Annotated in this window: 28 protein-coding genes and 1 riboswitch; of the genes, 16 read left to right on the forward strand and 12 right to left on the reverse strand. The window is 32.5% G+C overall.

Translation table 11 applies throughout. The features are described from left to right. Positions 1-52 precede the first annotated feature (52 nt). A complete protein-coding gene (gene dnaA / locus PMOB_RS00005; RefSeq protein ID WP_012207857.1) occupies positions 53-1,417 on the forward strand; it encodes a chromosomal replication initiator protein DnaA in 1,365 nt (454 codons plus the stop codon). A 108-nt stretch (positions 1,418-1,525) separates the two neighbouring features. Here the strand turns inward: dnaA and PMOB_RS00010 are convergent, their stop codons facing one another. Genes PMOB_RS00010 through PMOB_RS00025 form a run of 4 tightly spaced genes read right to left on the reverse strand, consistent with a single transcriptional unit; the run spans position 1,526 to position 3,204 of the window. Continuing rightward, positions 1,526-2,323, reverse strand: a complete 798-nt coding sequence (locus PMOB_RS00010) for a family 1 encapsulin nanocompartment shell protein (protein ID WP_012207858.1) — start codon at positions 2,321-2,323, stop codon at positions 1,526-1,528. A 31-nt stretch (positions 2,324-2,354) separates the two neighbouring features. Next, entirely contained in the window at positions 2,355-2,717 is a 363-nt protein-coding gene (locus tag PMOB_RS00015) for an encapsulin-associated ferritin-like protein (protein ID WP_012207859.1), read from the reverse strand. 50 nt (positions 2,718-2,767) lie between these two features. Then, positions 2,768-2,992 (reverse strand): PIN domain-containing protein, encoded by a 225-nt coding sequence (locus tag PMOB_RS00020; protein WP_041533977.1) that lies wholly within the window; start codon positions 2,990-2,992, stop codon positions 2,768-2,770. Further along, positions 2,992-3,204 (reverse strand): DUF2281 domain-containing protein, encoded by a 213-nt coding sequence (locus PMOB_RS00025; protein ID WP_012207861.1) that lies wholly within the window; start codon positions 3,202-3,204, stop codon positions 2,992-2,994. Before PMOB_RS00025 ends, PMOB_RS00020 begins: the two co-directional genes overlap by 1 nt. A 197-nt stretch (positions 3,205-3,401) precedes the next feature. Here PMOB_RS00025 and PMOB_RS00030 point away from each other — a divergent pair, with 197 nt between their 5' ends. Continuing rightward, positions 3,402-4,115 (forward strand): hypothetical protein, encoded by a 714-nt coding sequence (locus PMOB_RS00030; protein ID WP_012207862.1) that lies wholly within the window; start codon positions 3,402-3,404, stop codon positions 4,113-4,115. Here the strand turns inward: PMOB_RS00030 and PMOB_RS00035 are convergent. Beyond that, a complete protein-coding gene (locus PMOB_RS00035) occupies positions 4,112-5,416 on the reverse strand; it encodes an ABC transporter permease (protein WP_231282502.1) in 1,305 nt (434 codons plus the stop codon). The genes PMOB_RS00030 and PMOB_RS00035 overlap by 4 nt on opposite strands. Here PMOB_RS00035 and PMOB_RS10875 point away from each other — a divergent pair. Next, the gene (locus PMOB_RS10875; RefSeq protein WP_231282503.1) at positions 5,343-5,495 is read left to right on the forward strand and encodes a hypothetical protein; all 153 of its coding nucleotides are present in this window, start codon (positions 5,343-5,345) and stop codon (positions 5,493-5,495) included. The genes PMOB_RS00035 and PMOB_RS10875 overlap by 74 nt on opposite strands. A 159-nt stretch (positions 5,496-5,654) precedes the next feature. Here PMOB_RS10875 and PMOB_RS00040 read toward each other — a convergent pair whose 3' ends face one another. Next, on the reverse strand, positions 5,655-6,632 hold the full coding sequence (locus PMOB_RS00040) for a thiamine ABC transporter substrate-binding protein (RefSeq protein ID WP_012207864.1): 978 nt from the start codon (positions 6,630-6,632) through the stop codon (positions 5,655-5,657). A gap of 132 nt (positions 6,633-6,764) precedes the next feature. After that, positions 6,765-6,869: riboswitch (TPP riboswitch) on the reverse strand. A gap of 106 nt (positions 6,870-6,975) precedes the next feature. Here PMOB_RS00040 and deoC point away from each other — a divergent pair. Then, positions 6,976-7,725: a deoxyribose-phosphate aldolase gene (deoC, locus tag PMOB_RS00045; RefSeq protein ID WP_012207865.1), complete on the forward strand. Its 750-nt coding sequence runs from the start codon at positions 6,976-6,978 to the stop codon at positions 7,723-7,725. A 66-nt stretch (positions 7,726-7,791) separates the two neighbouring features. Here deoC and PMOB_RS00050 read toward each other — a convergent pair whose 3' ends face one another. Further along, the gene (locus PMOB_RS00050) at positions 7,792-7,989 is read right to left on the reverse strand and encodes a cold-shock protein (protein ID WP_012207866.1); all 198 of its coding nucleotides are present in this window, start codon (positions 7,987-7,989) and stop codon (positions 7,792-7,794) included. 327 nt (positions 7,990-8,316) lie between these two features. Here PMOB_RS00050 and efp point away from each other — a divergent pair, with 327 nt between their 5' ends. Continuing rightward, positions 8,317-8,874: an elongation factor P gene (efp, locus tag PMOB_RS00055; RefSeq protein WP_012207867.1), complete on the forward strand. Its 558-nt coding sequence runs from the start codon at positions 8,317-8,319 to the stop codon at positions 8,872-8,874. A 44-nt stretch (positions 8,875-8,918) separates the two neighbouring features. Here the strand turns inward: efp and PMOB_RS00060 are convergent, their stop codons facing one another. The 3 genes from PMOB_RS00060 to PMOB_RS00070 all read right to left on the reverse strand — a co-directional run bounded on the left by PMOB_RS00060 (position 8,919) and on the right by PMOB_RS00070 (position 12,378). Continuing rightward, positions 8,919-10,352 carry an MATE family efflux transporter gene (locus PMOB_RS00060; RefSeq protein WP_012207868.1) on the reverse strand — a complete coding sequence of 478 codons (1,434 nt, stop codon included), beginning with the start codon at positions 10,350-10,352 and terminating at the stop codon, positions 8,919-8,921. After that, positions 10,353-10,817, reverse strand: coding sequence for a MarR family winged helix-turn-helix transcriptional regulator (locus PMOB_RS00065; RefSeq protein ID WP_012207869.1), 465 nt, complete (start codon positions 10,815-10,817; stop codon positions 10,353-10,355). It abuts the gene before it with no gap. A 199-nt stretch (positions 10,818-11,016) separates the two neighbouring features. Then, entirely contained in the window at positions 11,017-12,378 is a 1,362-nt protein-coding gene (locus tag PMOB_RS00070; RefSeq protein ID WP_012207870.1) for an MATE family efflux transporter, read from the reverse strand. Positions 12,379-12,617: 239 nt separating this feature from the next. Here PMOB_RS00070 and PMOB_RS00075 point away from each other — a divergent pair, with 239 nt between their 5' ends. The 10 genes from PMOB_RS00075 to PMOB_RS00120 are packed head-to-tail and all read left to right on the forward strand — an operon-like array spanning position 12,618 to position 21,894. After that, positions 12,618-13,055, forward strand: a complete 438-nt coding sequence (locus PMOB_RS00075; RefSeq protein ID WP_012207871.1) for a MarR family winged helix-turn-helix transcriptional regulator — start codon at positions 12,618-12,620, stop codon at positions 13,053-13,055. A gap of 2 nt (positions 13,056-13,057) precedes the next feature. Continuing rightward, positions 13,058-14,719: a PEGA domain-containing protein gene (locus PMOB_RS00080; protein ID WP_012207872.1), complete on the forward strand. Its 1,662-nt coding sequence runs from the start codon at positions 13,058-13,060 to the stop codon at positions 14,717-14,719. A gap of 2 nt (positions 14,720-14,721) precedes the next feature. Next, positions 14,722-16,782, forward strand: a complete 2,061-nt coding sequence (locus PMOB_RS00085; RefSeq protein ID WP_012207873.1) for a coiled-coil domain-containing protein — start codon at positions 14,722-14,724, stop codon at positions 16,780-16,782. Between the two features lie 15 nt (positions 16,783-16,797). Beyond that, positions 16,798-17,598 (forward strand): patatin-like phospholipase family protein, encoded by an 801-nt coding sequence (locus PMOB_RS00090; RefSeq protein ID WP_012207874.1) that lies wholly within the window; start codon positions 16,798-16,800, stop codon positions 17,596-17,598. Next, positions 17,595-18,368 carry a patatin-like phospholipase family protein gene (locus PMOB_RS00095; RefSeq protein WP_012207875.1) on the forward strand — a complete coding sequence of 258 codons (774 nt, stop codon included), beginning with the start codon at positions 17,595-17,597 and terminating at the stop codon, positions 18,366-18,368. The genes PMOB_RS00090 and PMOB_RS00095 overlap by 4 nt, the downstream gene beginning before the upstream one ends. Beyond that, the gene (locus PMOB_RS00100; RefSeq protein ID WP_012207876.1) at positions 18,365-18,991 is read left to right on the forward strand and encodes an LptA/OstA family protein; all 627 of its coding nucleotides are present in this window, start codon (positions 18,365-18,367) and stop codon (positions 18,989-18,991) included. The genes PMOB_RS00095 and PMOB_RS00100 overlap by 4 nt, the downstream gene beginning before the upstream one ends. A gap of 2 nt (positions 18,992-18,993) precedes the next feature. After that, complete coding sequence (locus PMOB_RS00105) at positions 18,994-19,509, forward strand: hypothetical protein (protein ID WP_012207877.1); 516 nt, start codon at positions 18,994-18,996, stop codon at positions 19,507-19,509. After that, complete coding sequence (locus PMOB_RS00110; protein WP_041533978.1) at positions 19,466-19,963, forward strand: type II secretion system protein; 498 nt, start codon at positions 19,466-19,468, stop codon at positions 19,961-19,963. Before PMOB_RS00105 ends, PMOB_RS00110 begins: the two co-directional genes overlap by 44 nt. 34 nt (positions 19,964-19,997) lie before the next feature. Beyond that, positions 19,998-21,266 (forward strand): HEAT repeat domain-containing protein, encoded by a 1,269-nt coding sequence (locus PMOB_RS00115; protein ID WP_012207879.1) that lies wholly within the window; start codon positions 19,998-20,000, stop codon positions 21,264-21,266. Positions 21,267-21,273: 7 nt separating this feature from the next. Continuing rightward, positions 21,274-21,894 (forward strand): ComF family protein, encoded by a 621-nt coding sequence (locus PMOB_RS00120; RefSeq protein ID WP_012207880.1) that lies wholly within the window; start codon positions 21,274-21,276, stop codon positions 21,892-21,894. On the opposite strand, the gene PMOB_RS00125 is transcribed toward PMOB_RS00120, so the two are convergent. Beyond that, positions 21,864-22,787, reverse strand: coding sequence for a carbohydrate kinase family protein (locus PMOB_RS00125; RefSeq protein ID WP_012207881.1), 924 nt, complete (start codon positions 22,785-22,787; stop codon positions 21,864-21,866). The two genes, PMOB_RS00120 and PMOB_RS00125, sit on opposite strands and share 31 nt — an antisense overlap. Positions 22,788-22,872: 85 nt before the next feature. Next, positions 22,873-23,403 (reverse strand): dihydrofolate reductase family protein, encoded by a 531-nt coding sequence (locus PMOB_RS00130; protein ID WP_012207882.1) that lies wholly within the window; start codon positions 23,401-23,403, stop codon positions 22,873-22,875. Positions 23,404-23,725: 322 nt separating this feature from the next. Here PMOB_RS00130 and PMOB_RS00135 point away from each other — a divergent pair, with 322 nt between their 5' ends. Further along, positions 23,726-24,967 carry an ABC transporter substrate-binding protein gene (locus tag PMOB_RS00135; protein ID WP_012207883.1) on the forward strand — a complete coding sequence of 414 codons (1,242 nt, stop codon included), beginning with the start codon at positions 23,726-23,728 and terminating at the stop codon, positions 24,965-24,967. The last annotated feature ends 4 nt before the right edge of the window (positions 24,968-24,971 follow it).

Raw genomic sequence — 24,971 nt, forward strand, 5'->3', positions numbered from 1 at the left:
TCACCCCTTATGATAAAGTATATATTGGGTTTTATTCCAAGGGGTGAAAATAATGGAAAAGCATGAACTAATAGAAAAACTACGTTCCAACATGTCTAGAGATACCTGGAATAATTGGCTAACAACGGCTCAAATTTTGGAATTAGACAACAAAAAAGTCGTTGTTGGATTAGGAAATTTATTTATTAAAGAAGCTGTCGAGAAAAGATTCGGTTCAATAATAAAAGAAACTATAAACAATATCCTAGGCAAACCTGTAGAGGTTGTTTTTAAGGAAATCCCTATTAGCAAAGAACAAAAAAATGCAGTAAATGGCCCAATAATAAAAAACAGGCCTTTGAAACTATCAGAGTTTAATCCTGAGTTCACCTTTGACAGCTTTGTTACAGGAAATTCCAATAGAATAGCTTATTATTCAGCCTTGGAAGTTTGTAAAAATCCTGGCAAATATAATCCTTTATTTATATATGGAGATGTTGGACTAGGTAAAACTCATCTTTTACATGCAATAGGGAACTTTTTGATGGAAAATGCTCCTGATTTGAAGGTTAAGTATGTAACCGCTGAGGATTTTATGAATCAAATGATGGATGGAATAAGAGCTAGTGATATGGAGAACTTCCGAGAACGGTTTAGAAGGAATGTTGATTTTTTATTGATAGATGATGTTCAATTTTTAATTGGGAAAAATACCGTACAAAGCGAACTTTTTCATACCTTTAATTCTCTTTTTAACTCAAGAAAACAGATAGTAATATGCTCCGATAGAACGCCCGATGAATTGGCAACCTTTCATCCTAGATTGATTAGTAGGTTTGAAATGGGTTTGATAACTGATATACAAGCACCTGATAAGGCAACAAAGTACCTAATAGCTAAGAAAATGGCACAAATGATTTCTCTTCAACTTACCGATGATGTTGCTTATTATTTGGCTGAACATGTCGATACAAACTTAAGAAAACTTCGGGGCGCAATTATGAACCTTCTGTTGCAAAGTCAAATTTCAGGTGCACCAGCAAATATCGAATCTGCAAAAACGATAGTGAATTCAATGATGAGAATGAACGCGAACAAAGTTAGGTTCCAATCACCAGAAGTTCTTGAAACTGTGAAAATAGATACCGTTATAGATTTGGTTGCTGCTGAATTTGATATAAATAGAAAGGATATCTTCTCATCATCTAGAAAAAAAGAAATAGCATTAGCACGTCAAGTTTTAGCTTATCTTTTTAAGACCACTATGAAGTTGAAAACCAAAGATATCTCCGAAAAATTAGATAAAAATCATTCTACTATTATTCATTCCATCAAAAAAATAGAACATTCTTTGTTGATGGGAAATGAAATGATAAAAAATAAGATCAACAACATCAAGAACAAATTGGAAGATGAAAAAGGGATTCTTACTTTATAAAAATAGAAGAAATCGGCCTCAAATTATGATTTAAACAAGAACAAATTGAGGCCGATTTTTTTATTTATAATAATCAGGTTGTTGCAACAAATGTTTTTTAAAAGTAATTTACATTTCTAAACCCACTATAGCTTCTGGCGTTACTACATGGAAGGTTAAACTTTCAGTGAAGAAAAATTTGAGCTGCTCGTCAAACTTGCTTTCATATCCTAAGGAAATATCTTGGCCTAAAATTAATTTAAAGTCTCCACCACGGTTAGAAACCACAAAACTTTCATCCACTTCATGCATAGGTTTCACTTTGGCGTCTATAATTTCTTTAACAACCAAATCCAAAGGATACGATAGATTCATGGTAAATAAATCTTGCCATAATTCTTTGTTGATCACTAAAGTATACGGTCCCTCAATCCCTTGCTCCATGAATCTCTTTTTTACTTCAAATAAAGATTTAACAAAATCTTTAAGGCTTTCTTTGGAGCTCTCCACAGAATTTTGTTTAGCAAGCGTTTGCAAGCCAATTATATTGGCTTTTTCTATACCTTTTAAAATTAATTTATTTTCAAAGGAAGCCAACTGCTTAGCAGCGGTTTCTAACCCTTCCAAATCCGGAGTTTTTAAGCCCCTTTCGATATTATCAAGCTCCCATTGTTTCAAAACAAATGGGTTTCTAATCTCTACTATAGGTAAAACTTGTCTTATTCCCCATCCCAATCCATCTCTTGGGTTTTCTATAAGCTCGTTGGTACCTAAATTGTATGAAGAATAATCCCATCCATAAGGACCTTCAACATCAATAATTGGTCTTATTTTTAATTTGTTCTTAAAAATCTCCTTTGCCCTTTCGTCTAATTCTTCCCAAGCTTCTTCAGTTATTGGAGCTAACTCTCTTTTAAGAAAATCCATTTTTACCCCTCCTTCATCTTTAGTATTTTTTCTACTTCAATCCTCTTAGTCCTAAATCACCTTTTTTATTCGAAGAAGATTCTTCTTTGCTTTCTCCTTCAACAGCTTCTTCCTCTACTTCCAGCAATGGCTTTTCTGTGAAAAGATAAGTCTTCAGTTCTTCATCCCATCCATCCATGTTTCTTCTTAACCATTCAATAAGCATTACCGCATGTTCAATTTCTTCGTCTCTATTGTGTTCCATAATTTCTTTGATGGTTGGATCTTTGGAAACAGCTGCCCTTTGGTTGTACCAATCTATCGCTTCAATCTCCTCTTTTAAACTGTTTAATGCATAAACATAAGAACGATCCTTGTCGCTTAGTTCTTCATATGGTTCATGGTAATCTTGCATTAAGTTTCCCTCCTTTTAATTTTTGATTTACTGCTCTGTTAAGTAATATCCTATAAAAACAAAGTTTCTACATCCTTTATTCTTTCAAAATCCTTGTCCATTGTAACTACTTTCAATCCATGGTATTTAGCTATGCTATATTGATATGCATCATCAAAATCTAATTTCAGGATTTTTCTTACACTTACAACTTCTCTGTATAGCTCCATCGGTAAAAACAGGAGTTTGGTATAAGGTGAATTTCTAAAAATACGTTTCGTATCCACTAAAAACATTATCTCCACTCCAAAGCTTTGTGTTGCAGCTCAACAGAAGTAAATTCCTCTCTTATCTCTGATAGACCTCCTTCCCAGTCGAACTTGAATTTACCTCTCGAATTTTCTCTGCCTTGATACTTACTTAGTAGAAAATCCACATAATCTAAAACCTCTCTCCTCAAATCTTCGGGAAGCTTTTCCATTTTTCCCTCGATTTCTTTATCATGCATAATCTTTGACTCCTTTTAATTTTTGATTGACTATCTCTAGAAACTTTTTATATAGCACCCTACAAATTTACTTTTTCATTTAAAATTATACCATTTTTTTATTTTTTTCAAAAAATTCCTAGATAGATCACAATATATGTTATAATTAACGTAGATGAGACATATTTTCTTTGAAACTTTGTTTGGAGGAATGTATTATGAGCGATTACGATGATGAAGATTTTAAAAAATTTTTAGATAGATTGTTTAAGGAACATCCAGAGCTTCAAAAGTTCAATCTTGAATTTTTAAAAAACGCAGATCCCAGTGAAATGGACGAGATTATAGAAAATCTAAAAGAGGCTGCTTATAAATTCAAAGAAGCAGAGATCAGTGTAAGGTCAGAAGTGGAGGAAAAATTAAATTACAATATCGATGATTTAGAAATTAATTTCGATAACTTCTTAGAGACTATAACTATATTTCCGTTCGCATTAACTATCAACAGTGAGATGTTGAAAGAAAAAGATGCCAAAGGGAGATTGAGCGGTAAATTTTTTGGAATGTATATTGATTTTAAATACGATAACGTTTTTGAACTTTTATCTATTAGAAAGGTTGGAGCAATGAAGGTTGCTAGTTTGATGAGAAACAATTTTTTTAAATTTTTACCAATAAAACAAAAGATATATGATTACATAAAAACCGCCGTAAATAATTATTTAAAGACCACTGGACTTGTTAAATATTTTGAAATAGACGAGATTAGAGAATTTAATATGTTAGTTGTATTGAGGAATAAACTTCATATTTCTAATGATAAATTGTTCGAAGAAATTTTAAGTAACGAGGAAAACGAAAAATATTATATGATGAAAGCATATTTTATTACAGAGTTTGCTATTGCTGTAGTGGAAAAAGATAGTATTTAAGTATTTGATTTTCTTGCTAACTTATTGCTTATATAAAAGATAAAGAAGATTAAAAGTATGTTCAGACCGCTTAAAGCATTTGCTTGTTGGTATAATCTCGCAGAGGAAAGGGAATAGTTAACCACACTGACAAGTGGAAAGTAATCTCTTACTTGCATAGTATAACTGATAGTGAATTCACCAAAAATTATTGCAAATATTTGAAGAAACGCACTTGTAAACGAAGTAAACAGAAGGGGTAATTCTACTTTTAGAAAGATAGTCGCTTTGTTTGCTCCGTCTATCTTTGCGGCTTCAATTATTTTATTGTCAAATCCTCGCACTGGCTGAAACAAAAATGAATACGCTATAGGAATGGTTATTAAGAAATATCCCAAGATCAATAACAATACGAATGGAATATTGAACAATATATTTAAATAAAGTAGAGCCATACCCAAAAAAGCAGATGATATTCCCAAAGTAGCCATTACACTAACATTGATGAGTTTACTGTAATTTTTTAATAGATAATATGCTGTTATTACAGCAAAGAAAGCTGATACAGTCGAGACTAAAAAGGAATTTAAAATAGATCTAACAACAGGATATACACTATTCAACTCTTTAGAGAATAAATTCAAAAATGAAGATATATCAAATTTCATATTTATAAAATCGAAAAAAGAAGCTGCAACACCAATTAAGACAATTGAATATTCAAAAATCAAGTAAAAGATGGATATTGTTCTACTTAAATATCCAGATTTTTTTTGAGAGAATGGTTCAAATTCAAAAGATATAGGTTCAAATTTTGATATAAAGATATTAAGAATTGTAAGAATTATGAGTTGAATTAAAGCATAAGATAAAGCCTTGGGAAAATCCAAAGTACTTCTCAATGTTGTAGAAATAGCCACTTCCAAAGTTGAATATCTTACTCCACCTAAACTTAAAACAATCGCAAAACTTGTGAAGTTATATGTAAATACTAAGAATAAAGCCCTTGAAATAGACGGAATGATCAAAGGTAATTCTACGTTAATAAAAGTTTTAAATTTACTCGCTCCTTCAATACTGGCTGTTTCTATAAAACTTGCAGGTACCCTTCTAAGAGCTTCCGATATATAACGAACAAAGATAGGAGAGTTATAAAAGACATGGGCCAATATTATCGCTTTCAATGTGTACATAATGTTTATACTAAACCCCAATTTTGAAAGGATACCAACTGAAGAATAAACAAGAGTGAAAGCCATAACTGCCGAAATAGGTGGAAAAAAGAAAGGTATAAAAATAGTGTTGTCTAATAATTTAGAAATGATCCCCTCGTTTCTTGAAACAAAATACGCTGGAATCAAAGTTATTGCCAACGATAAAACAGATGAAAGAATAGATTGATAAAAAGTAAAGCCAAGGATCCGCCACGTACGCGGATCCAAAAAATTCGCTAAACCTTCTAAACGAAAAAAATCTTTAAATAAAAAAGAAAAAGGGATCAGCCATAAGCTCAAAAATAAAATAAACAGTAAATTTTTGCCCTTTCTATTGTTCATAAATTCAGTATAATAGAGCCTCCCATTCTTTCAGCCATTGTTCCAGATTGTTTGAAATTTCTTGAGCTGGAATTGTTAGAATTTTTTCGGGAACCACTGCATATTGGTAAACCTCAGGCAGTTCAACATCAATTACAGGGAACATCCATTGATTTAAAGGTATTTCTTTTTGAAAATCTTCTGTTAGCAAAAATTCTATGAATTTCTGGGCTAAATCTAAGTTATCAGTACCTTTAACGATGCCCGCACCTTCTATTTGAACATAAGCACCTTCTTTGGGGATAAAAACCTTGTACTTACTAGATCCATAGTAATATTGTGAATATGCGCTATCAGTTGCATAGCTGACCATCATTGGTGCCTCACCAATTTCAAATTTTGCAAAGGAATCATCCCAGCTAGGACTCACCGTTAATATTGCAGGCTTAAGTCTTTCCCAAAACTCTTTCCACTCATCTCCATACACTGCTATTGTCCATAGTAAAAAAGCTTGACCGGTGCTTGAGGCTCTTGGATCCTGTATTATCAACGAATTTTTATATTTCGTTAGATCTTCAAAGGATTCTAATTTTTCTTCTATCCTTTCCGGATCATAAATGATGGCTATAGCTCCATAGTCATAAGGAATTACATAATATTCTGGATCAAATATCAATGCTTTATCTGTAATATTTTCAATGTTTTTTGGCTTGTAAGGGATCAATAAATCTTCTTCAACCGCCTTTGCTGCTAGTGATTGATCAAGCCCAATGACAACATCTGCTCGAGGATTTTTCTTTTCCAACACCAATCTCGTAAGAACGTTACCAGCGTCACCTAATTTTACCACTTTTACTTCACATTCGTTCATCTCTTCGAACTTTTGAAGCATTCCTTGCTCAATCCAACTGAAACTTTCATAAACATAGACAGTCAATTCCTCAGAAAAAACAGCAGAGAACAAAATAACTATAATACCCACCAACGCGAAAAACCTCTTCACCTTAACTCACCTCTTTTAAATATTTTTTTGTTAACTTAAATGAGATAGTCCATAACATAGAATGCCCATCATTAACTTACGTAAAACAAAAATCCTGTTCTTCACCAGCAAAGTGAGAACAGGATCAAATTGAATACATATTTTTAGCCTCCCTTCGCTGGTATTATCCAGATCAGGTAGTCAGGGTCGATGCCTTTTTGGCATCCTCTCAGCCTTTCAGCTCCCCTGGCCATTTGTTATTTACTTTCAAACTTATTATATCACATTTTTTTAAAATATGATAAAATATTTTAGAAATTATTTTTGTAAAACAATCTTATTATTTAAGGAAAGGGGTTAAAAAATGAGAATTTCAGAATTAGAAAAGATCATTAAAACCGAAATAAAAAGAGTAGAAAATGAATTTACTTTTGAAGAAAGACAGGCAAACTTAAAACCTTACGAGGTATCAAAATATATTGATCATACCATGCTTAAAGCCACCTCAACACCTTTAGATATACAAGCATTATGTAAAGAAGCTAAAGATAACAATTTCTATGCGGTTTGCATTAATCCAACTTATGTAAGTTTATCAAAAGAAGTCCTTACAGATAGTGAAGTAAAAGTAGCAACAGTAATTGGGTTCCCTTTGGGAGCCAATACTATAGAAACAAAAGTTTATGAATCTGAGAATTCGATTAAAGATGGCGCTGATGAATTAGATATGGTTTTGAATATAGGGAGACTTAAAGCACAACAGTACGATTATATTTATGATGAAATACATGCTATTTCCTCATTGACTAAAGATTCCAAAAAACTATTAAAAGTTATTATTGAAACTTGCTACCTTTCGAAGGAAGAAAAAATAGCCGCTGTTGTAATTTCAAAACTAGCTGGTGCAGATTTTGTTAAAACCTCTACAGGCTTTGGAAGTGGAGGTGCTGAATTAGAGGACGTGGCATTGATGAAGTTCCTCTCAGGAAATGGAATGAAAGTAAAAGCATCTGGAGGCATTAGAGACTTGAAAACAGCTTTAAAAATGATAGGTTGTGGAGCAGATAGAATAGGAACCAGTTCAGGATTAAAGATAATTCAAGAAAGTATATAAATAAAGGAGCACTTTCGCGCTCCTTGGTGTATTTTGGGTTTAGATTATGGTATACACTTATAAGGGTTATAAGGGTCTTACATTTGAAGCTTGAGGTCCTTTGTCACCTTCGACAACTTCAAATTCAACTTCTTGATCTTCTTCTAACTTTCTGTAGCCATCCATTTGAACAGCTGAGAAGTGTACAAATACGTCGTTCCCATCTTCCCCAGTGATGAAGCCATAACCTTTCTTTGAATCAAACCACTTTACTTTACCTTTCACTTTGTTACCTCCAAATTTCTACCGCGCCACCCATTGCAGCATACGGAATGTGTTGCAAAAGAATTATAATACAAAACGGACAGGAATGCAAGTTAATTTTTTATTAACAGTATATGAATTATTAATAAACCCAACCCAAAGATAATTAGGTACAACATTTTAAACAAATGTACAAGAAAAGACTTGACAAGTTAAGAAATAATTGCTAAATTTATTCTGTAAAGGAATTCACCTATTTTTAAACATCATTAAATTCTAATAATGATTTTAGGACGTTAGTTTTTATTGCCAATCGGTGATTAACGAAAAATGCAAGGAGGAAATTGAATGATCGATGTAGGAGACTTAAGAAAAGGAGATATGATAGTTTATCAAAACGAAATGTACCGTGTAATTGAAGCCAATAAGCATTTTATGGGAAGAGGCAGCGGACTGATTAGAACCCGCCTAAAAAGTGTCATAACGGGATTAATAAAAGAGGTTAGTTTTTCTAGTGGTGAGAAGGTTGAAGAAGCTGATATAAGTTTTAGGAAAGCCCAGTATTTATACAACGATGGCGATCATTATTACTTTATGCTACTCGACACCTATGAACAATATTCTTTGCCTGCTCAAGAGTTAGAAGATGAAAAATTTTATTTAACCGAAAATTTAGAAGTAGATCTAATCTTTTTTAATGGAAATCCTGTTTCTATTCAACTTCCCACAGTTGTGGTTCTAACCGTTATTGACACAGAACCTAACTTTAAAGGAAACACAGTGTCGGGTGGTGGCAAACCAGCAACATTAGAAACAGGATTGAAAACCACTGTCCCTTTTTTTGTGGAAAGAGGCCAAAAAATAAAAGTAGACACTCGCACTGGAGATTACCTAGAAAGGGCATAAAAAGTGCATATATTAAAGGCTCGATATATTTTTATCGAGCCTTTTTATTTTTCTTGGGGTTGGTATTCATGTTTGCCTTCGGATGTATAAGATTCTTCGATTTCTTTTTCTTCATTGTTAATTTGAACCTGATTTTTCTGTAGAGTATTCAAAATTTTTGTCTCTCTAATCACAAAAAATAATGTTAACAATGCTGATAAAACATCGGAAACAGGAAATGTGTACCAAATACCCATTAATCCAAAAAAGTGTGACATTACAAACACCATTGGAATAAATATCAATATTTGTCTTGACATTGATAACAATAATGCAGGACCAGCTCTACCAATAGCTTGAAATAAAGATGCTCCAACAACTTGGAAACCTACCACCCATATAAACATCGTGTCTATCCTTAAAGCAGGAATACCTTCACTAATCAAGGACGGATCTGTTGAAAATATAGAGAGTAGAAAACCTGGAAATAATTGAACTAAAAGGAATGAAACTATGGACCATGTAAGAGCAGCAATTGTTGCCTTTTTCAAGACTTCCTTTACCCTGTCATATCTTTTGGCACCATAGTTATACGCAGCTATTGGTAAAAAACCTTGTGCAATCCCAAACATAGGCATAAAAAAGAACATTAAAAGTCTATTTATTACCCCAAAGATTGCTATATGTAGAGAACTCCCGTACGTCCCTAGCAAATTATTTAAAACTATTGCTAGTAAACTTCCAGCAACTTGTCTAACAAAAGCAGAAGAGCCAACCGCTAGTGTTTCAGACATGATATGCCAATCTAATATGAAATTCTTTCTATGAAATTTCAATGCACTTTTACCACTCAAAAAGTAATATCCTATATAAACAACGCCAACAAATTGAGAAAGAACAGTAGCAACTGCTGCCCCCTTTACTTCCATATTCAATACAAATATAAAAATAGGATCAAGAATAATGTTCAATACTCCTGGAACGATCATAGCTATCATAGCATATTTTGCGTTACCTTCTGCTCTCATAACGTTGTGACTTGCCATTGCAATTGAAAAGAATATTGCTCCATAAAGGATTACACTCATGTAATCCTCTGAGTATGAAAGGATATCAGGTGTGGCCCCGAAGAGATTTAAAATAGGATCTAAAAAGATAGTACCAAGAATAGTAAGAGCTATGCTTAAAACGAAGATAGCAGAAAAAATATTCCCTAAAGCGTTTTCTGCCCGCTCAACATCTTTGGCTCCTAAACTTCGGGATATTAATGTTCCCCCACCGATTCCTATCATTCCACCAAAAGCCATAATGATCATCTGAATTGGAAATGCAACAGATACTCCAGCTATTCCAAGTGTACCAACACCTCGGGCAATGTATATAGTATCGACAAAATTGTACAAAGCTTGGACCAACATGGCAACTATTGCTGGTAATGACAGTTCCATTAATAGCTTCCCTATCTTCTTGTCTTCAAGCTTATTGGTATTTTCTTCCAATTACGACACCTCCTCATGATCTTTAGCTTTGTATTTTAGTATGTTAGTGAGCATTTTATCCAATATATGTTGAACCATTTCTTTTTCCTCAGTTGAAAGATTGTCTGTTATAATTCTTTCCCAATAATCATTCATCTTAACCATTTCGTTATAGATTTGGTAAGCTTTATTTGTCAAAAATATTCTATTGATTCGATGATCATTATCATCGATTTTTTTCGTAAGATAACCATTTTTTATAAGCTTCTTGATTGCTCTTGCGGTAGTTGCTTTATCGAAATTTAGATGCTCGTTTAATTCTTCTTGACTTATTCCATCTCCATTTTTAAGTAAGTACATAAGAAACTGAAATTGACCTCTTCCAATGTCAAACCTTTGAAGTTCTTTTTTCATCATCGAATTCATGGTTCTGAATAAACATGATATCTTGCTAATAACCGATGGATCTTGCTCTAAATTAAGCAACTTTTGATTTTGCCTCCTTTAAAAATCAGCTCTCCACTCTTCTAAGGAAGAGCCCAGTGATCAATTGAAACCTTCAGCCTGACCATAAGGGAGAAATGGAAACAAAAATAATTATAGAAAAAAATTGTTGCATATACAACCATTTTCCCGTTAAAATTTGGTTGCATGTGCAACTAATATTTTCTGGTTTTATATTTTACTACCATGCTTTTTTCTCTTTCCATCTTCCCTTTTGATAAAAATAAAAAAGGATGAAAGATTCTGCGATATCCCCGAACATATAAGAAAGCCACACCCATGTTAAGGGCTGGTTAAAAATATTAATAGCTACGATTAAAATGCATAATTGTATTCCCCACCTTGAAATAATGCTCGATAAAAGAAACGGAAAATTGTACCCCGATGCAGAAAAAGCACTTGCAAGGCCATAACCATATCCTAATACAACTAAACCTACTGATCCATACTTTAGAAATTCAGTTCCATATTTAATCACAATAGCGTCGTTTGTGAAGAGAGAAATCACACTTTCACCAAAACCAAACGCCATTACAATGAAAAATAACATTGCAACTGAACCTAATATTCCCGTGATATTTGCAGCTCTTTCAGATCTTTTTATATCTCCGGCTCCTATCGCCTGACCAACCACAGAAGATGCCCCCATAGTAAGACCAAACAAAGGGACGAAGGCAAATCCAAAAATCCTGCCAGCGATCCCATTTGCTGCGATAGCCTGATTACCAAAAAGTGAGACAAAACCTAATATAACTATATTTGAAAGATTTCTAAAAAGTATTTCTACACCGTTTGGCATTCCTATAGTTATTAATTTTATATCAATATCTTTATTTAGTCTAAATAAACCTTTTATACGAGGTTTGACTTCATGAGTTCTGGAAAAAAGAATTAAAAAGCCTATAAGAAAAGCAATGGACTGAGAAACCACGGTTGCAATTGCTGCTCCCAAAACTCCAAAACCCAAGCCTGGTAAGTTGATAAAAGGTACCGTTTCAAAGATAAAAATAGGATCAAGAAAAAGGTTTAGTATGCTAACAAATATCATTATAATCATTGGTGTTTTAGCATCCCCCAAACATCTAAAAACAGTGTTTACAGAGTAGGAAGAGAACATTATCGGTAAAAAGAACAATCTTAAATAACCATACTCTAAACCATAATTCACCACAGTTTCATCTGCAAAAAGAGACATCAATGGTTCCAAAAACACTGCCATGAAGGTTGCAGCTATCAATGCAACCAAAAATTTGAAACTTATAGTTTGTTCAATTGATCTTGCAGTTTGATTATAATCTTTTTTACCGTATGCTTGAGATACCAATGAGATTGAACTTACACCAATAATCTCATTTAATGAATCCACCATCCAAAATATAGTTGAAAAAATCGTCACCCCCGCTATCGCCTCACTGGAAATCATACCTATCCAAAAGATATCAACAAGATCGTAAACCATTTGGGCTGCCATACCAAACATTGTAGGTAGTGCCATCAACAAAATATGCTTTATTACACTACCTTTTGTTAGATCTTTTTCCATATATTCCTCCCATAAACATTAAAATAATTTAATTAATAGCGCCCCTCACCCCTTCCCCACCCTTAAAAATTCTTTTTAAGAACCTTTGATTATTTTACCATTAATGTATAAATAACTCAACTTTGTAAATTGTCAGATTGATTTTTCAAGAATATGATATACTATATTAGATATTGCGTTTTGATCATGACTGAATCCAGAAAATTAGAGAAATACTTCATAATCTGGGGAGGAATAAAATGGAAAATAACCCTTCAATTCAAATGGAAAAGATGATTAGAGAGATTTGCTCAAAAGTAAAAAGTGAAGGAAGAAAAGTTTTAAAAGAGTTCAACATTTCTCCGGCTCAGTTTGATGTTTTGCAAACCGTTTATTTCAAAGGTCCTAAAATGCTCAGTGACATCAGTAAAAGATTGGGGGTAACAAAAAGCACAACAACTGGACTCATTAGAAGATTGGAAATTGCAGGATATTTGGTTAGGGAAAAATCAAAGAAGGATAAAAGGGTATATGTTGTTCAAATTACTCAAGACGGGACTAATATAATAGAAAACGTGATAAAAAACAGGGTAATATTGATGGAAAAAGTATATGAAAAATTGGGAGAAAAAGAAAGAAGTGTAGAAATATTAAATGAAATCAATAAAATTTTGAATGAAAATCAAGGTGGGATATAACAGTGTATAGAAGGTTTTTAGTGTTTCTCGTATTAATCTTTACAACATTTCTTTTTTCTTACACAATAAATCTAATAGCATTACCTGGTAGTGAAGTTTATTTTGATTCTCAATTTATGGGAACTGTTACAGAAACACCTTTTACAATCGAAGTACCTAATGATACGGATGGTTATCTCCATGTAAAAAAACTGGGATACAGCGATTTTATTGTCCGTATAGAGCTTTTAGGAAGCGAATCCCAAATTACAGCTGAACAAGTTCCTTTAGCCAAACTTATTTTTGATATCAACGTTGATTCTGCCAATATAAAATACACCTTTTTAAATCAAGATTACAATATAGCCTTACCCACATCTAATGAAGTTGATATTCCGTACAACGTAGAAAAAATAATTATAGAAAAAGATGGATTTTTTGCAAAAGAACTAAACCTTGAGTTGAAACCATTTGATAAGAAAAATTTAAGGGTCTCTCTAATTCCTTCTAATGAAATATTGATTGAATCAAATCCTAACCAAGCAAACGTTTTTGTAGATGGAAAGTTAATTGGAACAACTCCTATTACCGTAAAAAGAGATAATTTCGATATAATTTTGTTGGAAAAAGAAGGTTATTTAGTTAAAACAATAAAAAATTTGCCTCAAGATGATAGAATCTTAATTGATTTAGAAAAAGGAATAGAACTCTTTGTTGATAGCGAACCAAAAGATGTGGGGGTATTTTTGGATGGTGAATATGTAGGAAGTACACCAATGAAAGGTTTATTCCCTACTGGCACATATAATTTAACATTATCTAAATTAGGATACGAATCTAAAGAAATGCTGATTGAATTAACCCAAAACGGCTTGAACAGATATTATGTTGAATTGAATCCATTTTTAAATACAATAAATTTTCTAAATTCTGAAAATTATGAATTCAATATCGATGGTAAATACGTAGGGAAAGGAATTGATTCGATTATTTTGGATGATTCACCACATTTTGTTAGAATTGTATCCGGAACAAAAAGTTTAGAATTTCCTATTTATAGAGATTTTTATGACAAAATGGAAAGTATAGATCTAAATAAACTTAGCACAGTAAATGTTTATGCTATGTCCAATACGAATGTGAGCTTTTTAGGAAAAACTCAAAAGACTCCTGCATTCTTTCTTTACAATATGTTAAACAATGCCCAGTTTGTTAACTTAAGGACACTAAATAGAACGTACAGTGTACTTTTGGAACCTTCTGAAAGTGTGGATATTTATACGAGTAGTGATTTTGGTAATATTTTTATTACTACTAACGTTAAAGATCCCCTTATCTACATTGACGGTCAATATTTGAATTATAATGATCGGTTTGGTTACCCTCTTAAATCTGGAGTCTATATGGTAGAGGTTAGAAAGTTTAACGAAATAAAACAACAAAAAGTAACCATAAACCCAGGCGAAAAAAGTTTCGTACATTTTGAATTTGATTCCGCTGTACCTGTAAAGGTCAATTTTACAGGGGAGAAGTATACCATCAATGGTGAAGAATATACCAACTCTCAGAAAACTTTCTTTTTACCGTCAGGTCCAACTCTGTTTTCAAATGGAGGCGTATCTGTAGTTCTTTTTGTAAACGAACCTATGTACGTTGATCTAGATAAACTTTTTGGAGGGTTATAACGATGGCAAAAAAAATAGTTTTATTTTTACTTTTTACTTTTATTTCATTGAGTTTGTTATCCCAAACCAACATATCAGATTTACAACCATCCTCGCCAATATATCCTCAAGTGGTGAGAATGGTTGAATCAGGAATCATGTATCTGGACAATCAAGGCCGGTTTAGGGGTTCTCAACAAGTTTTAAGATATGATTTGGCCGAATTTGGTTCAAACATGCTCGATTATGTAGATGGACTTTATGGTCAAGATCTACAAGAAATAAGTAATAGATTACTTAAGCTCGAAAATTTAAATACTGAAATAAGACTGTACAATTTAGAAAGTACCGTTTTTGCCCACGATGACCGATTATCTTATTTGGACTCTACTATCCAAAATTTGGGGAAAAATGTATCGGATATATTAAAAGTAATTGATCCCAGTCAACCAATTAACGAAGACAATATTATCTTCCAAGAGATTTCTCAAGGAGCAATTGATATTGCAAAAAAAACTGCACAAGATGAAGTTCAAATGATTGCTGAGTCTTCAATGGCATCTTTAACAATTTTTCAAGAACAACTTCACAATTTTGAACAAGAGGTAAAGAACTTAAACACCAAATACGATCAAACTATTGAAAGTTTGGAATCTGTATTGCTAACTTCTACACAAGAAAATAGAGAAGAACTAAAAAATTATATAGACATGTTGTTAAATCTCGAAATAGACGGATTGAGAACATCTTTGACAAACATCGCTAAAAATGAAGTTTATCTATATAACGACACATTGTCTGCTACACTGAATAATCTTGATCAAAGAATTTTAAGGTTAGAAAGTGAGATACTTCCATATGAAAACAGTTATAATGAACTGAGTAAAAAGATTAATGAAAACGAAGCCAAGCTGAATTTCATTCTCTCAAATGTTTCAACAAGTATTTCATCAGAAACATTAAACGATGAACTATTGTTGGGAATAAGAGCCGATATCGAAGGGTTGAAAGTAAAAACTAATAATCTCTCAAACGATCTAACTGTATTATATGATCAAGTGTCTTCTAACCAATCTTACATAGAAACTTTCGATGCAAGGCATGCCTACTACAACTCTAAAATATTAGATTTGCAAAATAAATATAACACTCTTTCTGGGCAAATAATAATTCAGAACAAAAAATTGGATAACATAATTTTTGAATTATCAAAGCTTACGCCAACGTCATCAGAGATGGTTGCTCCTCAGTATACTATTGATATCAAAAATCTTCAAGAAAGAGTTTCAAGTTTAGAAAGAACTATTGGTGCTTATTATGATCAAATTGGTGAGCTGACTGTATATGCTACGATGTTTGAAGAATTTAATGATAATTTGAATGAACTTTATTTGGCATTAGAAAAAAATAACGGTGATATTCAAACTTTAAAAGAACAAACAGAAGCGTTAAATGCTCAAATATCGTCTTTAGCAACTTTGACTAATTTAAATAAAGATACATTATCACAAATAGGTGATATTACAAAAATAGCTGAAACAGTAGATTATTTGAATGATAACTATCAAGATTTGAACAGAACAAATGCGCAATTACAAAACGACTTAATACAAGTAGAGAATAGATTATACAATATTGAAAATACTTTGAACAATTTTCAAATAACTTCTTCTGAGATAGAAGAACTTAAAAATTCTTATAATTCTTTACTTGAAAAATACTATGAAATTAAAAGTGAGTCCGAATATTTGAATGATCCTATGATGTTAAAAAACGATCTCAAGGCAGAACTATCTCAGCAGTTAGCAACGGAGTTAGTTTCCCTCGAAAAAGAATTGAAAAATATCGAAGATGAACTTTCAAGTGTTGAATCAAGAATTTCTAACCTTGAAAAAACCGTTTTTCTTCACGATGAAAGTATTGCCATGCTTTCACAAAAAACTGATGAGACAGTAGAAAAAATTAATAATTTAGAAAGTTCTGTACAACAGATTGAAAAACCTAATCAGACTTATATTTCATCAATAATTATAGGACTTGTGGGGGTTTTGGTTGGTGCAGGAATTGTTTTATTATTCCAATAATTGCGGGAGGGAACCATGGTTTACGGAATAGCTTTAGGGAGTGGTGGCGCTAGAGGAGCCGCTCACGTTGCCTTAATAGATGAACTGAAAGAAAGAACAATAAAGATCGAAGTAGTAACAGGATCGAGCGTAGGTGCATTAGTAGGTGCCCTCTATGCTTTAAATCCTGATGTAGACCTATTTCAAATATTCAAAGACTTGACCCTTAAAAAGAAAAAAATGATAGATTCACAGTTTAGAACTCTAAACAACAGAATTACTAATTTCCCTAAAATGGTTGCAGGTAAAAGTTTTTTAAAAAGTGATTTCGTTTACGATATTTACAAGCAGTTGTATGGACGTAAACGTTTTTCCGATTGTAAGATAAAATTAGGAATCGTTTCATATGATTTAGAAAGCGGTGAAGAAGTGGAGATCACAGAAGGGTACATTATCGATGCTGTTATGGCTTCCTCAAGTGTTCCCGGCGTTTCCCCTCCTTTAAGGTTAGGGGGCATGAGCCTGTTGGATGGAGGCGTTTTAACTCCTGTTCCAGTAAAATTAACTAAAAAACTAGGAGCAGATTATGTAATAGCAAGTAATTTAAATGGTGAGGTTAAGAATGATTTTAAGTTTAACGACGGATTAGATTATATTATTTCCATTGAAGATTTTAAAAATGATCTTATGGTTAACTATGAAATAAATATAGCCGAAGAGGTTTATACATTCCCAATAGAGTATTCTTGGGAAGGATTTTCTTATTTTAACGAAATATACCAAGATGCTAAAAATTTTTTAAAATCCATACAAAATAAAGCGAGGGAACAACTTTGAACTTAGTAATGGGTGGCTTTTTTGAAGGATTTTATTGGGAATCTGGCGTTTTAGAGTCTATAGCAAAAAAAGAAAACGCCTTAAATCTATATACTTCTAGTCTAGGAAGTTTAAGAGGATTATTTTATGCATTGTACGGAGTAAATTTTTTCGGACGTTTAAAAGATTTCATATACGAAAAAAATAATCCTTTACGCGAAGTAATAACTAATACAGAATTATACAACAGTAGATACGCCCAAACAACAGCATTGATAAGATTGGGAAGAGGGAAAATGTCGCTTTACAACCCTGATAATTTAAAAAAATTTTTGGAAGGTTATTTTGGTAACCAAACACTTTCTTCACTTCGGAAAAACGTAAGTTTCGAAGTCTTCGAGCTAAAAAATAAAGAAGTAATTATACTGAAAAATGAAACAAAAATCGTTGATATGTTAATGATGGAATTAGCGTTCCCGCCTTATTACAGTTATTATGAATATCAAGGTGGATTTTTTATTCCAACCTCATATTTATCGTTTATTCCTCAAAAATTTCCTAAAGATGCAGTAATTATATCATTTGATCCCGCTTTAACTTATCCAGATCCAAAAAATACCGTCGAAATTCTTTTAAAAACCTCCTATTCTAGAACGTTAAAAAATTATCGTTTATTGACCGAAGACTTTAGTACTATCGAACCGCAAAAACAGTTGAAAGATTATTTTAATATGTCCGCTTTTTTTGATGGTCAAAATCATGCTAACAATTTTTTGGAGGCAAAAGTATGAAGCGTTTCACTTTATTTTTTTTAATGCTTATATTAACAAATTTGATTATTTATTCCGCACAAATAAATGTAAGAGCAGATGAAGTAAAAGGTGAAGAAAGTAGATACATACTGAAAAATAATGTCCTTATACAGAAAGAAGATCTCTCTATTTCAACGGATTTTGCTACCATTACACTCGTTAACGACGAGTGGCGAGAAGTAAACACCGACAAGGTTTATATAACTGCCGACACGTTTGAAGCCACATCCTCTTCTATGAACTTTGACCTTCAGACTGAAAAAGGAAAACTTTCAGGGAATGTTTTAGCTAAGATTTTTTTGGAAGAATCAGAGATCGAGATAAATTCTGATGAACTTCAGATTGATAACAATAACAAAAGATACGAGGGAAGATCTGAAAATATGGTTTTGATTAAAAAAGGGGATTATATAATAAACGCAAAATCCTTTGTTTTTGTTGAAAAAGAAAACTTGCTCACACTTTCCGAAAATGTACATATAGTCAATTCTGTGGAAAAAATTGATATGAAATCAGCATATGCCACATTCAATACCCAGACCAACGATATAGAAGCCCAGCAGGTTAATTTAATTTTGGAAGTAGCAGATGAGGAGGAATAGTTGTGAAAAAATTTTTTGTTGTTTTTTTCTTAGTTTCTCTATTTATTTCCGTCTTTTCGCAAACATATTATGAGATGGGTTTTTCTTTGCTGAATTATCCCGATGGTTTCAAATTTGCTTTAAGGAGTGGTTTGGAATCAGATTCCTTCAACCTTAATTTTGATCTTAGCCCAACTTTTGAAGAAACGTTCTCTTTGATCACGATTACTGATGTTTCTGTTAAAATTTTGGATATAAACCCGAACGCTTTTTTAGATGTTGGTTTATTATGGGTCTACGGTGAAGATTTTCCAGGTACTCTTGCATATGGAGGTTTCAATCTGAATTTTAACAACATTTTAGGAAAATTGTACATTGGATACCCATTCAACAATACCGACGATCCTTTGAACTATTTCGCAATAAAATTGGGTTATGTAGTTCCAAAACCTGCCGATTTCATCGATGATTTAAAGTTGGAGTTAAGGGTGGTAAATGGAAGGATTGACTTTTCAATCTTTTTGGTTGAACCTTTGTGAAATGAATAAAAATCAAGGGTTTCTACTGATAGAGAGTGTATTTGAAATTTTTATTGTTTCTTTAACAATGTTGATTGTAATAGGTACTTTTTCCGGTACATTGAACATTTTAAAAAGTTCACTGGAGGAAATGATTAATATAAATCTTATTTCAAATGCCATTATGGAAGTGATAGTTGTCGCAAAAAATGAGATGACTAATGTGACCTCCTACGATTCTGATTCTTCAACCGTCTTAGGAAATTCATCTGATGGTGAAACAGTTGGTTTTTCCTACAATAGATTTGCACAAAAGATCAACCGTTACAAAGACTCTGGGTGGGATAAAGGATCTACATTAATTTCAGAAAATATAACTGCTTTTTCATACGATGGAAAATTTTTAAAGGTAACATGGAATGATGAGTATGAATTAAAACTTTTCATCCCTGGCCGTGTTACAAAGGAGCGCTAAATAAAGATGAGACTTAGGAGGAAAACATTAATCAATGGCAAATGAAATAATCGAAACATATAAAATTTTAGAAGAAAGAATAAAGTCAGAAAACATTCAAATATATTTTGATATGTTGGATTCTCCTTATCCTTCTTTTAAATCCAAGGCTATTCAGGAACTAACAAAGCAAAAAATTGATGCCCCAAGGATTAAAGAATACTTAAAAGATCCCGATAAAAATGTCAGATTTTCTGCATATAGGTACTTAGATAAAATGGGTCTTTTGGATGAGAATAATATAAAAGAAGCTTTGAAAGACATTTCAGCAAACCTCAGAAAAGAAGCAATCATCAGCTACATTCAAATGGGTATAAAACCTATAGAATTTATTTTGGAGTTTACCGAAGATCCAGATCCAATTGTTAGATATCATCTCATATCCACGTTTTTGGAATTCTACCCACAAGACTCAGAAAAAATTATTAGCAAAATGAAAAATGATCCCTACGTTAAGATAAAACAATTGATTTCAGCTTTGGAAAACATCTCTGAAACCTTAAAATCCGAACAAGTAGATAAAAGCGTTAAGGTTATGGCGCTAAGAAGATTTTATGAAAGAGACGATGCCTATACCTTTTTTAATTCACTAAAAGAAACATACTTTGATTGCAACAATGAAACTAAAGGTATAATAATTAAATTCTTTTCAGGTTTACCATGTGAAGTTATAAATAAATTCATAGAAAAAATCGTGCAAGAAGAAAAGGATATTCACATTCTTCAACTAACTGCAAATACCTCAAAGAAAGTTTGTGGAATTGATTTTGTTCCTACTTGGTTGATCGACAAATTGGTAAACAGCGAAGAGGCAAAAGTCGTAAAGTTTGGATTAAAGTTAGCTTCTGAAAAGGAAGATATGGGGTATGTGGAATTTTGTAGGGACTTGTTATCGGCAGTAGATGATGACTTAGTCATCGGAGCGAGTGATTATCTTATTTATTTTCAAGACTATATGCTTAAAGATTACGTTCCGAACTTTCTCAATTCATTGTCCTCCAAACGAATAAGGGAAGGATTAAAAATAATCAGAAAATTAAAGTTAGATAATTTTTTAGAAGAAATATCATTAATCGCTCTCAACAAAATGTATCCTATTTCCTTGAGAAAAGCCGCCGTCAATCTACTGAAATTTTTTAAAGCCAAAGATTATTGGGAAGTGCCAAATCAAATACTCAAAGACCCTTACGAAAACGGGAATTTAAAACTTGCTGCGTTAAATGCACTTCTACGTCTAAATGCGGAGATGGTAGTTAATTTTTAAAAAGATAATGACCACAATTTTTGAACCTCACTGTCTTGTTTGCAAAAAACCTATTGCCTTTGGAGAACTTATTTGCGACAATTGCAAAGAAAATCTTTATTCGCCTTCTCTTTCAAATGGTGCTTTTAAGGTTTATCATTATGGAAAATACGAGTATCCTTTGTCCAACTTAATAAAAGAGTTCAAATACCATTCACATCCAAAAATTGCCCGGCTTTTGGGGAATATGTTAGCAAAGTTTTTTATAGATTTAAAATTTCCAGAACTAAATTATACTGTGTCATATGTACCTTCAAATTTCTCAAGTGTTCATGAAAAAGGCTTTGTACCTGCTCACTTAATTGCTCAGTATTTTTCAGACATCTTAGGCTTTCCCTTAATAAATCTCTTTTCCTCAAAAACTCTTAAAAGACAAGTTCAATTGGATTATAAAAAGAGAAATGAAAACGTTAAAAACAAGATAAAATTGATTCAGGATCCCCCAAAGAACATTATTATTATAGATGATGTGTACACTACAGGGGCTTCAATGAACGAAGTAGGTAATCTACTCATTAAGAAATGTGATGTTTTAATTGGCATCACTGTAGCAAAAGCTTATAGGTATTCTTTTAATAAATCTTTATAGTTTTTTATATCACAGATTGCACCAACATATTTTAATTTTTCTGCTGAAAATGCATTCCCTAACTTTGCAGCTTTTATAGGATCCAAACCTATAATCGTTCCTATGTATAAACCTGACCAAAATGCATCCCCTGCTCCCGTTGTGTCTATTACCTCTTTTGCATAGGAGTCAAAATGAGTAATTTTTTTACCATCCGAAAATACAAATCCCTTTTCACCTAAGGTAAGAATTACGTTTTTTACTCCCCATTCATGAAAAATATTTATGTATTCTTCTTCATTCTTATTTTCTTCGAAAATATGTGTACAATCATCTAAAGAAGGCTTAATAAAATCCACGTAAGGCATAATCAATTTTAGAACATCTTCTATTTCTAAGGATGTTTTCCACAAGATCTTTCGATAATTTGGATCAAATCCTATTAAAACATTATTATTTTTGGCAACTTTTAACAATTTAAGCGTGTTTTTTAGGTTTTTATCAGAAGATAATGACCAAGAAGAAAAATGAAAGATATTTGCTTTTTTCACAATATCAAAGAATGAATCTTGAATTTCTAAATTTAAAGAGGCAGATCTCAATGGATAAAATTCTGGAGATGATTTAGACTTCAAAACATAAACAATATCTGTAGAAAATCCTTCATCTTGTAAGATGCCTTTTATATCAACATTATAATTTTTTAATTGTTCAAGGATAAATTCTCCAAAAGGATCCTTACCTATCCTTGAAATTATAGCGGATTTAAAACCCTGTTTAGAGATATTAACAGCTATGTTACTGGGGGAGCCACCTAAAAATTTGTCAAAAGAAGTTGCATTTTTTAATCCTCTTACATAATCTTTAGAGATGAAGTCTATCAATACCTCACCAAACGAGACAAAATTAATCATACACTAATCCACCTTCTTTTTTTATCTTAGCTTATCGCTCCACTCTCCGCCTTATCTTTGAAAACTTCTTTTATTTCGCATAAGGCTATTTTTTATCGTCAGTTTTCAGGTAATGCAAAAGAATAGTATCTTCATTTAATTTTTTAAAATCAGTCAGCTTGAAATTATATTTATCATTCACGTATTTGAAAATCGATAGATCACCTTCAATAATTACTGGTTCGATAGTTAGAAAGATTTCATCAATTAAATTTTTCTCTAAAAACAAGGAGTTTATCGTAGAACCACCTATTAATGCAACTTCAGGGTATCCTTTCTTCTCTAGTTTATCCAACAATATCTCTGGAGGATTATCTGTAAAATAGAGATATTTGTCATATTTTAACTCAACTTCTTTATATTTTTCAGGATTTCCTGTCAACACAATATTAATTCTATTTTTTAAAGGAGATCCTATCTCTTCAAATGTTTTTCTCCCCATAAGTATTATGCCAATATCTTTGGTTATATTATAGAAATGTTCCTTATCTTCTGCTGAGGACCAACTTCTCTGAGAATCATCTGACATTCGGATTTTTCCATTGATACTTTGAACCATAATTAACTTTACTCTCATAAAATTAATCCTCCCCAAACTTAAATTCTCTTAAAATTAATATTTTTTAGAATTTACAAAACTTCTTACCGCCCTAAGCACCCTAGATTAGTTCGAAATGTTAAATTATTTTTGTTTTTTTAATAATAGTTATAACAGAATTTATCATTTTCAAGGAAAACTAAGATTTTTGGCTCTAATCGTCTTTATTCGGATTTAATTGGTTCTAATAGCTTCTAATTTCATATAATTACCTTTTGAGATGAAGGTTACATGTGATAAAATAACTAATGATTAATTTGTTTATTTAATTTATTATATCATATCAGGAGGTGGCAGTAGTATGAAAAAAGTAGTTGTTTTATTTGCTATATTGACGATGGTGTTGAGTGCCTTTTCTATTACCATTACAATGACAGCGGGTGCAGTAGGAAGGGAATTAGAAGTTCTCAATGAACAAGTTGAGATGTTTATGAAAGAAAACCCAGACATAACGGTAAATGTTCTTCCAATGCCCAACAGCTCTACGGATAGGCACGATCTTTACGTTACTTACTTAGCTTCAGGTACCCCTGATCCAGATGTATTAATGCTTGACGTTATCTGGCCAGCAGAATTTTCGCCATTCTTAGTAGATTTGACTGATGACTATGATTATTTTGGACTTGATGGATTTTTCCCTGGAACCGTTGCTTCAAATACCGTCGATGGCAGTTTGGTAGCAGTTCCTTGGTTTACTGATGCAGGTATTCTTTATTACCGAAAAGATTTGTTGGAAAAGTACGGTTACGATGTTCCAGAAACATGGGATGAACTTTATACAATTGCAAAAGATATATCCCAGAAAGAAGGAATCGAAGGTTTTGTATGGCAAGGAGCCAGGTATGAAGGTTTAACCTGTGACGTTATGGAATTCGTCCATAGTTTTGGTGGAGAAATAATGAAAGATGGAGAAGTTGTCGTTGATGATCCTGAATATTACGATAACAATGTTGCAGCAATAACCTTTATGGATAAATTAATAGAAGATGGCGTAAGTCCAAGGGGAGTAACTACCTACATGGAAGAAGAAGCTAGAAGAATTTTCCAAAATGGTGACGCAGTTTTTATGAGAAACTGGCCATACGCATGGTCCTTAGTTAACGCTCCCGAGTCACCAGTTGCTGGAAAAGTTGGTATAACGGTTCTTCCAAAAGGGCCCGAACCAGATGGAAGGAATTCTGCTACTTTGGGTGGATGGAACCTTGGTATAAACGCAAACTCTTCTGCTGCAGAGGTAGAAGCTTCTAAAAAACTGATCAAATTCTTGCTTAGTAAAGAACAACAAGTTTACAAAGCGGTTTATTCAGGTCAAACACCAACTATGATCGAAGCATACAACGATCCAAGAACTATTGAAGCAAATCCTTTCTATGCTGATCTTTTAGATGTTTTCTTGAATGCTGAACCAAGACCAATTTCTCCAATATATGCTGAAATTTCTTACGAGATACAAGTTGCTGTTCACGAAGTTTTAACGCAGCAAGCTGAACCTGAAGATGCTCTAAACAACTTAGCAGAAAATCTCAAATCTATAGTTGAATGAAAAA

It is taken from the genome of Petrotoga mobilis SJ95, assembly GCF_000018605.1.
Classification (GTDB): Bacteria; Thermotogota; Thermotogae; order Petrotogales; family Petrotogaceae; genus Petrotoga; species Petrotoga mobilis.

Coding starts and splice junctions, on each gene's coding strand:
- efp (WP_012207867.1), top strand. CDS start 8,317: ATGATCGATGTAGGAGACTTAAGAAAAGGAGATATGATAGTTTATCAA.
- deoC (WP_012207865.1), top strand. CDS start 6,976: ATGAGAATTTCAGAATTAGAAAAGATCATTAAAACCGAAATAAAAAGA.
- PMOB_RS00100 (WP_012207876.1), top strand. CDS start 18,365: ATGAAGCGTTTCACTTTATTTTTTTTAATGCTTATATTAACAAATTTG.
- PMOB_RS00020 (WP_041533977.1), bottom strand. CDS start 2,992: ATGTTTTTAGTGGATACGAAACGTATTTTTAGAAATTCACCTTATACC.
- PMOB_RS00015 (WP_012207859.1), bottom strand. CDS start 2,717: ATGCAAGATTACCATGAACCATATGAAGAACTAAGCGACAAGGATCGT.
- PMOB_RS00115 (WP_012207879.1), top strand. CDS start 19,998: ATGGCAAATGAAATAATCGAAACATATAAAATTTTAGAAGAAAGAATA.
- dnaA (WP_012207857.1), top strand. CDS start 53: ATGGAAAAGCATGAACTAATAGAAAAACTACGTTCCAACATGTCTAGA.
- PMOB_RS00010 (WP_012207858.1), bottom strand. CDS start 2,323: ATGGATTTTCTTAAAAGAGAGTTAGCTCCAATAACTGAAGAAGCTTGG.
- PMOB_RS00070 (WP_012207870.1), bottom strand. CDS start 12,378: ATGGAAAAAGATCTAACAAAAGGTAGTGTAATAAAGCATATTTTGTTG.
- PMOB_RS00025 (WP_012207861.1), bottom strand. CDS start 3,204: ATGCATGATAAAGAAATCGAGGGAAAAATGGAAAAGCTTCCCGAAGAT.
- PMOB_RS00120 (WP_012207880.1), top strand. CDS start 21,274: ATGACCACAATTTTTGAACCTCACTGTCTTGTTTGCAAAAAACCTATT.
- PMOB_RS00075 (WP_012207871.1), top strand. CDS start 12,618: ATGGAAAATAACCCTTCAATTCAAATGGAAAAGATGATTAGAGAGATT.
- PMOB_RS00030 (WP_012207862.1), top strand. CDS start 3,402: ATGAGCGATTACGATGATGAAGATTTTAAAAAATTTTTAGATAGATTG.
- PMOB_RS00090 (WP_012207874.1), top strand. CDS start 16,798: ATGGTTTACGGAATAGCTTTAGGGAGTGGTGGCGCTAGAGGAGCCGCT.
- PMOB_RS00085 (WP_012207873.1), top strand. CDS start 14,722: ATGGCAAAAAAAATAGTTTTATTTTTACTTTTTACTTTTATTTCATTG.
- PMOB_RS00125 (WP_012207881.1), bottom strand. CDS start 22,787: ATGATTAATTTTGTCTCGTTTGGTGAGGTATTGATAGACTTCATCTCT.
- PMOB_RS00130 (WP_012207882.1), bottom strand. CDS start 23,403: ATGAGAGTAAAGTTAATTATGGTTCAAAGTATCAATGGAAAAATCCGA.
- PMOB_RS00110 (WP_041533978.1), top strand. CDS start 19,466: ATGGAAGGATTGACTTTTCAATCTTTTTGGTTGAACCTTTGTGAAATG.
- PMOB_RS00135 (WP_012207883.1), top strand. CDS start 23,726: ATGAAAAAAGTAGTTGTTTTATTTGCTATATTGACGATGGTGTTGAGT.